Below are 14,752 nucleotides of genomic sequence, written 5' to 3' on the forward strand. Positions count from 1 at the left end.
TACCTTCTGGTAATGGTAGTACACGTAATTAAATTAAAAAATAAGTACTGTCGCAAACATGAACTAGGCAAGTTCTAACAGCCCTCTCATAAGCCTCCTTATTTTATGGCCCGACAGGTGCCAATAAAATTAAGAGGCGTTGAGAGGGCGGGGCCTGCCCGGCCGTGAGGGCGAAAGACAGCATTACCCAAGAAAGCTAGGATAAGGGCAAGGGACAGCATTACCCAGAAAAGCCTGAACTTGAGCTTGAAATTCGATTTAACTAGCTTTATCATCTTTCAGATGCTCCTCAGCCAGATGCCCTTCAGCGAGTTTACGTTTAACGACATCGGCGGGGTACTTGAGGGCTAGCTTGCGGATGTCGTAGGCGAATTCCTGGTAGGTCTCCTCCCAAAGTTTAGCCTCTTCTAGGGTATATTTATGAAAACCGTGGGCGTTGGCGACGCCTTTGCCACCGGCCTTGACGATGTCATCAATGAGCTTGGGTACCTCGGTACTGTTGGAAAGGGTAGGGAAGAGGTCCTTCATGACGGTATGGTAGGCCGGTACCCCCGTCAGATCCATCCAGCCAAATACCCCGACGAGCGTCATCCAGTAGCCGGTATTGTTGCGGCAGGCGCGGTCTACATCTTCGACGGTCGCGTAGCCATTCTCTACGAGGTAGAAGGCCTCCCGGTACATGGCATAGGCCAGGCGGTTGGCAATGAAGCCCCGGATATCCTTGCGTACCAGCGTGGGTTCCTTGCCCCAGTAGTGCGAGAGGTCATAGAGGTACTCGGCCTGCGTCTGGTCGCTCTGGTCTCCGCAGATAATCTCCAGAAAGCGGGTGGTGTGCGAAGGCTCGGACCAGTGCAGCCCAAAGAACCGCTCCGGGCGGCTGGTCTGCTGCTGCAGGAGACTGATGGGTATGGCGGAGGTGTTGCTGGTAAGCAGCGCATCCGTAGAGATGTTGCGCTCTATCTTCTCGTATACGGACTTCTTGATGTCCAGATTCTCTATCGTACACTCGATCACCAGACCGCAGGGGTTCAGCGCTTCGTAATCTTCCGTGATGGTCAGATGGGCGAGGTAGTGGTCAGGGGCCTCGCTGATCAGGCCTTCTTTTTGGGCTTTGGTCAGATGCTCCCGGATGCGCCTTTCGGCGTGGTCCAGGTCGGCGGGTATGGGGGCGATGGCTACCACCGGGTGTCCGGCTATAAGCAGGCAGGTAGCGATGCTGCATCCCATTAGTCCCAAGCCAACTACCCCGACGGGTATCTGCTGTACGTGTATAGAGTCGTTCATAGTAAGAGTTAAGTTGTGGTTAGGTTGATCCGGTAACGAGGCTTTATGAGGAAAGTTTCTCCTTCGGTAGCCCAATGATAGTATAAAATGAGGCAACTGTCTCAGTAGATAGCTCAATATAAAAGCAGCGGCAGCCGGGAATCTCCCGGCTGCCGCTGCTTTTATCAATGGATACTACTTGTTTTATTCTTGTCTGTTCCGGATGATATACCTTCCATCAGAGTGTACTCCCACAACTTCCTGGTTGGCTCGTATCAGATTTCTTTCACGGAATCGGGTATTGAGTTGATTCTGTATGTCAGTGGCGTTCTGATTGCCTCTCATCTGGGTATCCAGTCCTCTCATTTGATCCTCCTGCAGTACTTCGCTTACATCTACAAAGTTCTGCTCACCCATGTTATCATAGTTCATGGTAGTCATGTCCACCTGCGTTAGTCCCTGTATCATTTGCCCTACCGGATCATTGGTCTGCTGTCCGGCTTGTTGTCCAGTTTGCTGGCCACCAGTCTGCTGGCCACCAGTCTGCTGGCCACCAGTCTGCTGATTGGTTCGGGGCTGATTGGTATTCTGTCTCGGTTTGTTCGTATTGGTCTGAGCTTCTGAAACAAATGGAGCGGCAATCCCCATCACACATACTAGCCCTACTGCCCAAATTTGCTTTTTCATAAGCATAGTTTATTTAAAGGTTAACACTGCTCGTCAACTTATTAAAACTATGCCTGGTGCTATGTTAAATAATTGTTAATTAGCAAGTTACGGTAAAAGAGATGAAAAAGGGTATTCTGAATCAGCAGAGGGCATATTGTATAAATCCCCACTTATTTTACTAGAGTTACAAAATGTATCTGAACTTCTACAAGAAGTAGAAGAAGTACCTTATTTTCCCAGGATGGCCCGGAAAGCTTCCTTGCCAGCGGGTAGGCGTTTGAGGTTCCCGATCAGGCGAATGGCGCGGTCTACCCGGAGCTGGCTGTTCTTGACGGTGGCTACGTAGTTAATAATGTATCGCTGTTTACCGGGTGCCAGTTGCTGAAAACGCTCGTACCCTTCCGGGTCCTGCTCAAAAAGCTCCTGCAACTCTTCCGGTACCGGCACCCCGTACTCGCTTTCATCTCTGACCAATGATACCTGTACCTCGTCGCCCAGTCGTACCTTGAGGGTTTTCATGCGTTTGGCACTGATGCTGATGTAGGCGGCCCCCTGCCCCAGTGCTACCAGGCCACACTGCCAGCTAAGGGTACCATTGACGGTACAGACTAGTCGGGTACTAAAACTTCCGCCCAGTTGCTGTACTACCTCGGGTGGTATTTCCAGATAGGTCATTCCCATCAGATAGTCTAGGTTATGTATGTGGGTGGTAAAGAGAGTAGGGGAGGTCATGGCAGGGGTAAGATTTAGTCGGAGAAGTTTGGTATTGTAAGTAAATCTGATTGGTTGCAGGCTTTAATTAAAGTATATTAGATGCCTTAAATGTAAAAGTACAATACATCCTTTTATTCCTGTATGAAACCTAACCGCAGAAATTTTATTAAAGGAGTGGCGGCTACTTCGGCCTTCCTGGCCACGGAAAGTATAGCCAAGCCCTTTAACATCATTCGTGATTTAAAGAAAATAAGTCCCAATGACAAAATCCGCTTCGCTACCATCGGGATGGGTATTCAGGGACACATGGATACTCGCGCAGCCCTGCGTAGCTCCAAGGACGTAGAACTTGTAGCCGCCGCTGACCTCTACGACGGCCGCCTGACCCGGGTAAAAGAAGTCTACGGGAAGGATATATTTACGACCCGTGATTATCGTGAGATCCTGTCGCGTAAGGATATTGACGCGGTACTCGTGGTGACGCCTGACCACTGGCACGACCATATCACCAAAGATGCCCTGAAAGCTGGTAAGAACGTGTACTGCGAAAAGCCGATGGTACACCATATCGAAGAAGGGCCTTCGGTAATTGATGCCTGGAAAAAATCCGGTAAGACCATGCAGGTAGGTAGCCAGCGTATCAGCAGTGCCCCTTTCAAAGAGGCTAAGCGTATGGTGGCAGCCGGTGATATCGGGGAGATCAACTACATCGAATCAAACAACGACCGCTTCGGGGCCATCGGCGCCTGGAACTACTCTATACCGCCGGATGCCTCGCGTGAGACGGTTGACTGGGACCGCTTCCTGGGCGATGCGCCCAAGGTACCTTTCGACCCGACCCGCTTTTTCCGCTGGCGCAACTACCGCGACTACGGTACCGGGGTAGCCGGTGACCTGTTTGTCCACCTGATTACGGGCGCTCACTTCGTGACTAACTCGCTGGGACCGGAGCGCATATTCTCGTCGGGTGAACTTAGCTACTGGAAAGATGGCCGTGATGTACCCGATGTACTGGTATCCATCCTGGACTATCCCAAGACAGACGCGCACGCTAATTTCCAGATGGTACTACGCGTAAACTTTGCCAACGCCGGGGCTATCAATAATAATACCCGTATCATAGGTACTGAGGGGCAAATAGAGTTTTCGGAAAACAGCCTGATACTTACCAAGAAGAAACTCCCCGAAGCACCCGGATATGGTGGATACGACAGCGTATTTACTTTCCCGGAAGCAGTTCAGAAAGAATTTGAGAAGCAGTACGATGCGAAGTACCCCCCCGAAACCAGAAAAGCTGAGCCGGTTAAGGTGGTGAAATTTGAGTCGCCCAAAGAGGATGATGCGCACGCCAACCATTTCCAGGATTTCTTTGAGAATGTCAAAAAAGGAAGCCAGGGTACCATCGAAGATCCTGTATTCGGATATCGCGCTGCTGCTCCCGTACTGGCCTGCAACAAGAGCTACTTTGAGAAGAAAGTGATCAACTGGGATCCGGTTGCGATGAAGGAACGGAAGGTAAAAGCCTAGGTAACTGTTATCTATATACTTATGCAAGAAAGCTCCCTGCTGATGCAGGGAGCTTTCTTGCTTTTAGACCCTGGTTAGAAAATAAACTCTCTATAACAAGAAAGGCCTCACCATGTGGTGAGGCCTTTCTTGTGTTGGGTGTATGAGTATGTCTCAGATTAAGCAAGCTTAACGTTAACTGCATTCAACCCTTTTCTTCCTTCTTGCAGGTCAAATGTCACTTCGTCGTTTTCGCGAATTTCATCTACTAAACCTGAGATGTGTACGAAATAATCTTGTCCTGTTTTTGCATCTTTAATGAATCCATAACCTTTAGAATCATTAAAAAACTTTACTACTCCTTGATTCATGATAATTGTTTTATAAAAGAATTTAAACAAAGGTACATTAAATTATTGATTTACAAGTTTTTTTAGCAAAATATTGAGCAGCGTACCCCCACAAGATCTTTCTACCGACTAAGTACCAGCCGTTAACGTACTCTCTATAACCAGCCAGCGTAAAAAGTGTTTAAAATGGAAAGAGGAATCTTTTTTCGTGCTTTGACGGTTTCTCCCTACCTTTGCGTTTTAGACGCTATTTCATGACTGAACAGATTCTTATCCTCGATTTTGGCTCGCAATACACCCAATTGATTGCCCGTCGGGTTCGCGAGCTGGATGTGTACTGCGAAATCCATCCTTTTAATAAAATCCCTGAGATAACACCTGATATTAAAGGCGTTATTCTGTCAGGAAGTCCATGTTCCGTGCGGGATGCCGAGTCTCCGCGCGTTGATCTGGAACAATTCAGAAATAAACTACCTGTACTGGGTATTTGCTACGGAGCGCAGCTCATGTCGCAGGTGCTGGGAGGGGAGGTACTGCCTTCGGCTCACCGCGAGTACGGCCGGGCCCGGCTCGATCTGGCTGATGAGACTTCTCCGCTGTTTGCAGGGATGACAAATGCGTCCCAGGTGTGGATGTCGCACGGTGATACCATAGTAAGTATCCCTGACAACTTCCGGGTTATAGCCTCTACCGAATCGGTACGGGTAGCTGCCTATAAGATAGATAATGAGCCTACCTACGGGATACAGTTCCACCCCGAGGTAACGCACTCTAACGATGGGAAGAAGTTGCTTCACAATTTTGTGGTCAATATATGTGGCTGCCATCAGGACTGGACATCGGAGTCATTTGCTGAAATGACCATCCAGAACCTTAAAGAGAAGCTTGGCAACGACCGCGTCGTAATGGCGCTTTCGGGAGGTGTTGACTCCACAGTAGCGGCCTCGCTGGTACACAAAGCCATTGGTGATAAACTGTTCTGTATTTTTGTAGATAATGGGGTACTTCGTAAGAATGAATACGAGCAGGTACTGCACTCCTACGAGGATATGGGCCTAAATATAAAAGGAGTAGACGCTAAGGAGCGCTTCTACAACGCCCTCAAGGGACTATCTGATCCGGAGCTTAAGCGTAAGGCCATCGGTAAAACCTTTATTGAAGTATTTGACCACGAAGCGCACCTGATCCAGGACGTGAAGTGGCTGGGACAAGGTACCATATACCCGGATGTGATCGAGTCGGTATCAGTCAATGGCCCTTCTGTGACTATTAAATCGCACCATAACGTGGGTGGTCTGCCGGACCTGATGAACCTGAAGGTAGTAGAGCCTCTGAACACCTTATTTAAAGATGAGGTTCGGGCGGTAGGGCGTACGCTGGGCGTACCGGTTAATATTCTGGGACGGCATCCGTTCCCCGGACCGGGACTGGCTATACGTATCCTGGGTGAAGTAACTCCCGAGAAAGTAGCCATCCTGCAGGAGGTAGATGACCTATTTATCAGCCGTCTGAAGAAGAGTGGCCTCTATGACGAAGTATGGCAGGCAGGTAGTATGCTGCTACCAGTACAGAGTGTAGGGGTAATGGGCGACGAGCGTACCTATGAAAGCGTAGTCGCTCTGCGGGCGGTAACCTCCGTGGATGGTATGACTGCCGACTGGGCGCACCTGCCTTATACCTTCCTGGCCGAAGTATCCAACGATATTATCAACCGCGTCAAAGGCGTTAACCGCGTAGTCTACGACATTTCGTCAAAGCCACCGGCAACGATCGAGTGGGAATAAGTATAAAATAGAAAAGCGGACCCTCAGGGTCCGCTTTTCTATTCAGTTGCTATATAAGATCTCTACATGTTAGCTAACGCTATCCTCGCACACGTCCGCTGATCAGGCTGATTACGAAAAGTACCAGGAATACGAAGAAAAGTATCTTAGCTATGCCGGCAGCTCCGGCAGCAACACCACCAAATCCGAGTACACCGGCAATGATGGCAACTATCAGGAATATTACGGTCCACTTAAGCATAATTGAAAAAGATTAAGGTTAAAAAAATCAATATGCTTAATAGAATTAAAAGTCTGTGCCATCACAAAATAGGCTCGTATAGACCTATCTGTATAAATATCCTGACTAAAATTCGTCACTTAGGTGTATATACGGGGTAAAATGTCCCCGCTTCTGGCAAATTAATTGCTTAAAAGTACGTTATCTAGATGTTGGGCTATCAGGCAGGTGGAGAAGGAGACAGGGAGGCCCGGCCCTTAATCAGTCTGCTGGTATTCATGCGCTTGGCCCTTTTCTTCTTGGTTCTGATTGCTTCTCCCCAGGTATACGGGCAGGTCGTAGCCCGGTCCCGACCCGTTACGCAATTTTCCGTTACAGCCTTTGACCAGGCTTCCGGTCAGGAAGTACCGGGCCGATTTGAGGTACTGGTACACAAGGCTGCTACCCGTATACAGGGAATCAGCAAGCCGGGACAGTCCCCTTTTTCATTCAAACTACTGGAGTCAGATACTATCACTATCGTGACCTCGTCGGAAGGGTACCACTCGGTGGAGGAGATTATGCTGGTTTCCTGTGATACCTGCGAATACTACCAGTATACAGCTATGCTGGAAAAGGCCGAAGATTCCGTCTTTGTTAATCTGAAAGCCAATGACCGTATCCAACTGGATAAAATCTACTTTAACCAGAGCAGCTACGAGCTACGGCCCGAATCGCGCGATCAGCTCGAAAAGCTCTACCGCACTTTACGTACGAATCCCCAACTGAAAATAGAGATAGCCGGCCATACCGACAACGTAGGTGACCCGCGGCTGAACCTGGCTCTTTCAGAGAACCGGGCCAGGGTAATCTATACCTTTCTCCGGCAAATGGACATCCCGTCTAACCGGCTTTTTCATAAAGGATATGGTCATACGCAGCCTGTTTTACCCAATGATACCGAAGAAAATCGCTCCCGTAACCGTAGGGTAGAGTTTGTGGTGCTGGAAAATTAGTACCCACTGATGGGCTTCCTTATATAGGCAGGGGAGGCCATTATACACTGCTGGTGTGCAGGCACACTTTTGGAGAATAGTCAACAAAACATCAATTAGAACCTATGCGCACAACTCATTCATATAGTAAAAAGTACTGTTTGCTCATTATCATGCTGCTGACGGCTCGGCTTGGGATATCCCAGGGATTTGTGGGTATTACTTCACAGCAGAATTCCGGATTGTGGTCGGTGTATCAGAACCCCGCGCTTCTGGTCAATGATAAGTACTCCCTGCGGGTACACGCTGTATCGGGAGGTGTTCATATTGATAATAACTATGTAAAATATGCGGCACCTTTTTCAATGGTAGATCTGATGCTGGGCCGAAATTCCCGGCCACTCAGCGCGTATGACCTGGAAGAGATCCGGAATGGCAAACCCAAGCATGGTACCCTGGCCGCTGAGCTACGCGGACCTGCTGTGGCTTTTAAGATAAGTCCTACTACGCACGTAGCGCTTATGACCCGTGTCAGAAGCGGGGCACAGGTGACCAATGCCTCCGAAAAGCTACTAGGTGTGGTGAGGCTGGGGCTGGCCAACGTCGAGAACTACCAGAACCTTGAGTACCTGGCTCTGTACGCTTCGCACGCCGACAACCAGTTCAATAGCGTAACGCAGGCCTACTCGGAGTGGGCACTGTCGCTGGGACAGGTACTGACGGAGAGCGATTATTATCGCCTGATGGGTGGGGTGACCATTAAGCGGTACTTCGGCTATGCGGGTGCGTATGTCCAGAACCATAGTCTGCGCTACCGGCTTGTACCCGATAGCTCGATGGCTAACGCGGCACTCCTGCAGGTAGATCGGTTCAATGCTGATCTGGGATATACCAGTGTCAATGATATGTCAGTTCTGTCGCCCAGCTGGCTTCTGGGACGAAACGCGGCTGGTAAGGGCTGGGGGCTTGATCTGGGGATGAGTTATGATCTGCTGGGTGAGGATGATAAGCATGTTCTGCGCCTGAGTGCCTCCGTTACCGATATCGGGCGTATTACTTATAGCGATCAGCGGGCCAGAAAGTATACGATAGATAGCCAGGACAAGCAGATTACAGCCTCAGAATGGGCCAACTATACAACACCCCGCGAGGGAGAAAGTCGGCTAAGTACAGTAGGCCGGGTACTGGAGGAACAGTTTGGACTAGCCGAAACCGACCGTACCAGTGAGTTTCAACTGGCTACTCCGCAGGCACTGAACATGAGCGCTGACCTGCGCCTGATGAGAAATATATACGTCAATACTACCTGGATCAAAAGCATGCGTGTAACGTCGATACCGGGCTTACGGGCCTCGTCGCTGCTGGCTGTTACTCCTCGACTGGATGCTGATAAGATAGGCGTGTCGCTCCCGATCATACGGCAGAACGGTGCCTGGGCAGTCGGCGGTGCCGCCAGGGTAGGAGCCTTTATGATAGGATCAGATAACCTGCTGGGACTCTTTGCCCGGAATGGCAATATCAAAGCCCAGGGAGCGGATGTATACGCTGGTATTAGCTTTGGTATAAGGTCAGAAAAATAGGGGCGCACTGAGGTATTAAGCCTGAGGATTGAGTTTTAAGAATAGTCCTTTGCTATAAAAACAATGGAAAGGGTATGTCTGACATACCCTTTTTTTTACGTTATAGCTTTTGTTTACGGCTTAAATCGTCTATTTAGGTTATTTTGCGAACAAAATCTTATAATAAACTAATAAACCAAATAATGAAAAAACTCCTCATTGTAATGCTTCTGGGCGGTTGGGCTAGTGTGACGTCAGCGCAGACAGATCGATGGCAGCAACGGGTCAAGTATGACATGAATATCAACTTCGACGCCACGACGCACCGCTTCACCGGAACCCAGAAGTTAGCGTACTCTAATAATTCACCCGATACCCTACATAAGGTTTTTTATCACCTGTATTTTAATGCTTTTCAGCCCGGTAGTCAGATGGATGTACGCTCACGTACCATCAAAGATCCCGATGCGCGGGTGATGGATCGCATCTCCAAGTTATCATCTACCGAAATCGGTTACCAGAAGATCAACTCTCTGCAGCATAATGGAAAGCCCGTCAAGTACGAAGTAGTAGGTACTATCCTGGAAGTAACCCTGACGGAACCTCTGATGCCACGCACGCAACATACCTTTGACATGGAGTTTGAGGCACAGGTACCTCAGCAGATCCGCCGCTCGGGCCGCTTCAACAAGGAAGGTATTGACTACTCCATGGCGCAGTGGTACCCCAAGATGAGCGAGTACGACTACGAAGGCTGGCATGCGAACCCCTATATAGCCCGTGAGTTTTATGGTGTGTGGGGCGATTACGACGTCAAGATCAACATGGACGCCTCGTACGTCATAGCTGCTACCGGCTACCTGCAGAATCCCGACAAGATCGGACACGGATACAGCAAGAAGAACGTCACCCATAAAAAAGGCGAACGCCTGACCTGGCACTTTGTAGCGCCTAATGTACATGACTTTGTATGGGCGGCCGACCCGGACTACAAGCACGATGTGGTAAAGGTAGATAATGACCTGGACCTGCACTTCTTTTACCAGACTGATACTCTGGCCGACAACTGGAAGCAGATGCAGCCCTACGCGGTGAAGTGCTTCCAGATTATGAACCAAAGGTTTGGCCGTTATCCGTACAAGCAGTACTCGGTTATCCAGGGTGGTGACGGAGGTATGGAGTATCCTATGGCTACGCTGATCACCAGCCACACCAGCTTCCGCGGACTGGTGAGCGTAACGGTACACGAGTCTATCCATAGCTGGTTCCAGATGGTGTTAGGTACTAATGAGTCGAAGTACCCCTGGATGGACGAGGGCTTTACTACCTACGCCCAGAATGAAGTAATGGCCCAGTTGTTCCCGTCGCGTACCAATCCCCACCAGGCTACCTATGCAGCCTACCGCAGCCTGGTGCAGTCGGGACTGGAAGAGCCGCTTACGACCCACTCGGATCACTACAATACCAACCGGGCGTATAGCGTAGCCAGCTATGTCAAAGGATCTGTATTTCTGCACCAGCTTAGCTACATCATCGGGCAGGAGACCTTTGACCGCGGTATGAAGCGCTACTACAACGAGTGGAGGTACAAACACCCGAACCCGACCGACCTGAAGCGTATCATGGAGAAGGAGTCCGGACTGGAACTGGACTGGTACTGGGAAAACTGGGTAGGTACTACCAAGACCATTGACTATGCCGTGAAGCAGGTAGCACCGGCTGGTACCAACACCAACGTGACGCTGGAGCGGATCGGCCTGATGCCTATGCCGCTGGATGTGGTAGTGACCTATAAAGATGGCACTCAGGAAAATTTCTACATCCCTCTCGAGATTATGCGGGGGGAGAAGACAGAAGGCGCCTATCAGAAAAGAACCCTGCTTACCGACTGGGGCTGGACCTATCCTGAATACAGCTTTACGATCAACCGCAGCCCGTCGGATATTACCCGTATTGTGATTGATCCTACCCAGCGTCTGGCTGATATGGAGTATGAAAATAATGTGTATCCGGCAGCTCCTACAGTATCACCACGATTGCAGGGAGAGAAGGTACAGTAAAGGGCGTGGTCAAAACAAAATAAGGTCTATAAGTAGTTATATACTTATTCAACCTTAATCCACGCTATATGAAAATACGACAATCAGCAGTAGTAGGATGGACCTTCGGACTGGCACTGGTAATGACCTTGGCGGGCTGTGTAGGCGATCGGCTGGTAGGTACCTGGGAGGTAGCTGCCTACGAAATGCAGCGCCCCGGTCAGCAGGGAGTCCGCGTCCAGAACATAGGTACCATCACGTTTAATTCTGACCAGACTGGGCAAGCGGATATTCAGTACCAGGTACTGGATCAGGAGTTCAGAGACACTCTGTCTTTTACCTGGTCCAAGTCTGAGGGATTCATTACCCTGGAGGGGGGACAATCTGAATTTGCGAAGACCTGGATTGTGGTGGATGATGAACGCACTACCCAACGATGGCGCTCTACCGACGGTAATAACCAGGTACAGTTGCTTGAACTGAAAAAGAAGTAGCTACGCTGATCCATACAAAATGGAGCGAGGCCGGTGATATCACCGGCCTCGCTCCATTTTTGTATCGGGTATATCCTAGTTATCCGCTTCGCCCGTAGGTACTTTCTTCTTGGCCTGGTGCAGCCGGTACTGGAAGGTCAGGTTGATCTGACGCAGGCGCCCCTGGGAGTTGGTCTCATTATAGAAGTTAAAGCCTTCGGTAATGGTCCGGAAGCGACGTGAGTTGAATACGTCAAGTACGTTAAGGGTAAGTGTCGCGTTGTTATTTAGTATATCGCGGCTCATTGCCAGATCAAGGGTAGCAATGGCTTTGCGACGTCCCTGCGGCGTCAGCTGCGGCGCTTCGTAGTTACCACGGAACTGCAGATCAGTGGTCTTGAAGAGGGTAAAGCGGGAAGAACCCCGGGCAAACCAGCTGTAGGTATCGCTCTGTAAGTTGGCATCCAGATTGCCTCCGTCGGTGACCGCCCGGAAGAAGTTGAGGCTACCGTCGAGCTTCCACCATTGATATGCCGCATAGGAGCCGGTAAACTCAGCCCCCCAGGCATCTTCGGTAGCCAGGTTCTGGGGTAGAGTCACGGAGAATCCCTGGTCATTGACCCGCCGGATCCTGATGATCTTGCCGGTGGTATGGCGGTAGTAGACGGAGGTACTCAGGGATCCTTTCTCGATGTACTTGATGTGACCCAATTCGAAGGCATCCGTAAACTCAGGATTCAGATCCGGATTACCGCTGAAAAAGTTGCGGTTGTCACTGAACGTCATAAAAGGACTCAGATCGTTGTACTGGGGACGACGTACCCGGCGGCTATAGCTGAGCTGCAGGGCGTGCAGGCGGGGCAGGTCGTACGTAACGTGTACACTGGGGAACAGGTTATTATACGACCGTGGATTGACCTCGTTGGTCTCTCTAAGGGTTGTAGTCACAGAGGTCCACTCCGCTCTTAGCCCCATCTGGTACGAAAACTTCTTTACTTTATTACCTACGATACCGTACAGCGCGTTGATATTTTCCTCGTAGAGAAAGTCGTTGGTCAGGCCGGGGAGCTGTACCCAACCGCCCGTTTCGGTTTGCTCGGTAACGGTAAAGTCATTGGTCATGTCACGGAAACTGCTGCGTAAACCGGCCTCAAACTTGCCATCTTTACCGAATGGATGTACGTAATCGAGCTGGCCCAGTAGCTGCTTTTCGGTTTCGTCGTTGACCGAGCGCTGAAGCAGGTAGGGGATGTCCGAAGGTGTACCATTGGGATCAAACGTACGCTGGCCAAAGTACTGATCCGATTTTTCCCAGTTGTCGAGGTAGCGAAGGTCGGCCGAAAACTCGTGTCCCTTCCGTTTAAATGACTTTTTGTACGTGAGGGCGTACTCCGAGTTCGGTTCTGTTTCGGTTTCGTCCTGGGTACGGAAGGTATAGCTCTGGAGGTTATTCAGCGACGATATATAGTCGTAGTACCGGATGTCCGACAGGCGCTTGCCCTTACTGATCCGCCAGGTGTAGGCACCGGTCAGTACGCTGGTGGGTGAAAAGAAGTAGTCTAATCCACCCCGCGCGCTGTTGTTCATTCCTTTCAGCTTGTGCGTAAAGCTCTGCTGGGTAATGAAGGTAGTATCGTTGCGGTACAGCTCCTGGTACTGGGTAGTACGTCCGGGGGTATTGCGGAACGATGCGGTGTAATTAATAAAGAAGTTGAGGTTCTTGCGGCGGTAGTTGACGTTGGCTGCGGCACCAAAGTTGGTGGGGTAACCTGTGATAATATCAAATGAACCGTTAATTCCTTCCTTGCGCTCTTTTTTCAGAACGATATTAATAATTCCACCCATACCTTCGGCTTCGTAGCGGGCCGATGGGTTGGTGATGATCTCGATGCGCTCGATCATGCTACCCTGTAGCTGCTGCAATCCGGCTCCTCCCTTGAAACTTACCAGCCCCGAAGGCTTACCGTCTATAAGGATTCGTACGTTGTTACTTCCTCTCAGGCTGATATTTCCTTCAACGTCTACGGCCAGTGAGGGTACATTACGCATGATATCAATGGCGGTCCCTCCGGCATTGGCCAAATCTTTCCCCACGTTAAATACCTTTTTGTCCAGTGTAAGCTCCATAGAGCTTTTTTCGGCCTGCACTACTACCTCATCCAGTGTAGTTGATGTCGCAGTAAGCTTAACAGTACCCAGATCAAGCGGTGAATTGGCTGCCGATAGCCGGATGTCCTTCGTAGTAAAAGGTTTATAGCCTATAAATTCGTACAAAGCATAGTAAGTGCCGGGGGCGGCATCAATCGCAAAGCTACCGGAGTCGTCTGTGATGGCTCCGGACGAAAAGGTACTGTCGGCCTGTCTGAACAGTCGTACACTCGCGTAGCCCAGGGGTGCGTTGCTCTGACTGTCGAATATCTTACCCGTTACTTTCAGTTTGCCGCCGCTCTGAGCCCTGGTAACAGTGGTAGAGAGGCTCATCAGCAGGCACAGCAGCACTAAAGAGTAGAAATTTCGGTAAAAAGTGGTGTAAAAATGGAGCATTAAGGCAATAGGTTAAATTAAAAAGGTAAAAAAGGAAAAAGGTATCCAATGGTAAAGAAAGTAACGGAAAGGCGTTGTTTTACTCGACCGGCAGGAGGCAAAGCGACTATTTTATATAATAAGGCAGATTTTATCGACCAAAATTAAGATATATTCGACCAATGCCGAACCTAGGCTTATAGTTGGTACAGTTTTTTAACCGTATGGTAGCGTAAGTAAGTCCTGTGGAACTTGTTGTTCATGAGAATTTTATAACAAACACTTAACACAAGGGTTTTACGAATATTTACCACACTTTAAAACCGTTAACAACTATGGCAACTACAACCGAAGACGTAAAAACAAAAGCAGCAGATCTGAAATCAAAGGCAGATAGCTTCAACCCTGATCACAAGGAAGGCCCCGTAGCAGCTGCAATTGAAGATTATACTGCTCGCCTTCCTTCGGATACGTATTTATGGGCAGCACTAGGCTCAATGGCTCTGTCTGCTACATTAAAAATCGCCGGTCAGGACAAGGGTGCGCTCTTCGTTGGACAGTGGGCTCCAACTTTCCTGATTTTGGGTCTTTACAACAAGATTGTGAAGGTACAAGGCTTTGAAAAAGATAAGTAAGCCATAGGCCTGCTATATCAAAAATAAAAGGAGGAAGCATTAG

General features: G+C 49.6%; 13 protein-coding genes. 7 read left to right on the forward strand and 6 right to left on the reverse strand.

Translation table 11 applies throughout. From position 1 onward, the window contains the following. Positions 1-258: 258 nt before the first annotated feature. The 3 genes from JUB14_RS12955 to JUB14_RS12965 all read right to left on the reverse strand — a co-directional run bounded on the left by JUB14_RS12955 (position 259) and on the right by JUB14_RS12965 (position 2,664). The gene (locus JUB14_RS12955) at positions 259-1,284 is read right to left on the reverse strand and encodes a 3-hydroxyacyl-CoA dehydrogenase family protein (RefSeq protein ID WP_207506597.1); all 1,026 of its coding nucleotides are present in this window, start codon (positions 1,282-1,284) and stop codon (positions 259-261) included. Between the two features lie 183 nt (positions 1,285-1,467). Beyond that, a complete protein-coding gene (locus JUB14_RS12960) occupies positions 1,468-1,950 on the reverse strand; it encodes a hypothetical protein (RefSeq protein ID WP_207506598.1) in 483 nt (160 codons plus the stop codon). Positions 1,951-2,160: 210 nt separating this feature from the next. Continuing rightward, positions 2,161-2,664: a YdeI/OmpD-associated family protein gene (locus JUB14_RS12965; RefSeq protein ID WP_207506599.1), complete on the reverse strand. Its 504-nt coding sequence runs from the start codon at positions 2,662-2,664 to the stop codon at positions 2,161-2,163. A gap of 123 nt (positions 2,665-2,787) precedes the next feature. On the opposite strand from JUB14_RS12965, the gene JUB14_RS12970 reads away from it, so the two are divergent. Continuing rightward, a complete protein-coding gene (locus JUB14_RS12970) occupies positions 2,788-4,173 on the forward strand; it encodes a Gfo/Idh/MocA family protein (protein ID WP_207506601.1) in 1,386 nt (461 codons plus the stop codon). A 158-nt stretch (positions 4,174-4,331) separates the two neighbouring features. Here the strand turns inward: JUB14_RS12970 and JUB14_RS12975 are convergent, their stop codons facing one another. Next, positions 4,332-4,523: a cold-shock protein gene (locus JUB14_RS12975; protein WP_207506603.1), complete on the reverse strand. Its 192-nt coding sequence runs from the start codon at positions 4,521-4,523 to the stop codon at positions 4,332-4,334. A 233-nt stretch (positions 4,524-4,756) separates the two neighbouring features. Here JUB14_RS12975 and guaA point away from each other — a divergent pair, with 233 nt between their 5' ends. Next, positions 4,757-6,286: a glutamine-hydrolyzing GMP synthase gene (gene guaA, locus JUB14_RS12980; RefSeq protein ID WP_207506605.1), complete on the forward strand. Its 1,530-nt coding sequence runs from the start codon at positions 4,757-4,759 to the stop codon at positions 6,284-6,286. Positions 6,287-6,365: 79 nt separating this feature from the next. Here guaA and JUB14_RS12985 read toward each other — a convergent pair whose 3' ends face one another. Further along, a complete protein-coding gene (locus tag JUB14_RS12985) occupies positions 6,366-6,527 on the reverse strand; it encodes a DUF1328 family protein (RefSeq protein WP_207506607.1) in 162 nt (53 codons plus the stop codon). Positions 6,528-6,715: 188 nt separating this feature from the next. Between JUB14_RS12985 and JUB14_RS12990 the strand changes: the two genes are divergently transcribed. From JUB14_RS12990 to JUB14_RS13005, 4 genes are all read left to right on the forward strand, one after another. Next, complete coding sequence (locus JUB14_RS12990) at positions 6,716-7,501, forward strand: OmpA family protein (protein WP_229367807.1); 786 nt, start codon at positions 6,716-6,718, stop codon at positions 7,499-7,501. Positions 7,502-7,605: 104 nt separating this feature from the next. Then, a complete protein-coding gene (locus JUB14_RS12995; RefSeq protein ID WP_207506609.1) occupies positions 7,606-9,060 on the forward strand; it encodes a DUF5723 family protein in 1,455 nt (484 codons plus the stop codon). Positions 9,061-9,242: 182 nt separating this feature from the next. Further along, complete coding sequence (locus JUB14_RS13000; RefSeq protein ID WP_207506611.1) at positions 9,243-11,099, forward strand: M1 family metallopeptidase; 1,857 nt, start codon at positions 9,243-9,245, stop codon at positions 11,097-11,099. 68 nt (positions 11,100-11,167) lie between these two features. Beyond that, on the forward strand, positions 11,168-11,572 hold the full coding sequence (locus JUB14_RS13005; protein WP_207506612.1) for a lipocalin family protein: 405 nt from the start codon (positions 11,168-11,170) through the stop codon (positions 11,570-11,572). Positions 11,573-11,647: 75 nt separating this feature from the next. Here the strand turns inward: JUB14_RS13005 and JUB14_RS13010 are convergent, their stop codons facing one another. Next, positions 11,648-14,032, reverse strand: a complete 2,385-nt coding sequence (locus JUB14_RS13010) for a TonB-dependent receptor (protein ID WP_374757814.1) — start codon at positions 14,030-14,032, stop codon at positions 11,648-11,650. Between the two features lie 377 nt (positions 14,033-14,409). On the opposite strand from JUB14_RS13010, the gene JUB14_RS13015 reads away from it, so the two are divergent. Further along, positions 14,410-14,709 (forward strand): hypothetical protein, encoded by a 300-nt coding sequence (locus tag JUB14_RS13015; RefSeq protein WP_207506614.1) that lies wholly within the window; start codon positions 14,410-14,412, stop codon positions 14,707-14,709. Positions 14,710-14,752: the final 43 nt, after the last annotated feature.

The organism is Telluribacter humicola, from assembly GCF_017355935.1.
GTDB classification, from domain to species: Bacteria; Bacteroidota; Bacteroidia; order Cytophagales; family Spirosomataceae; genus Telluribacter; species Telluribacter humicola.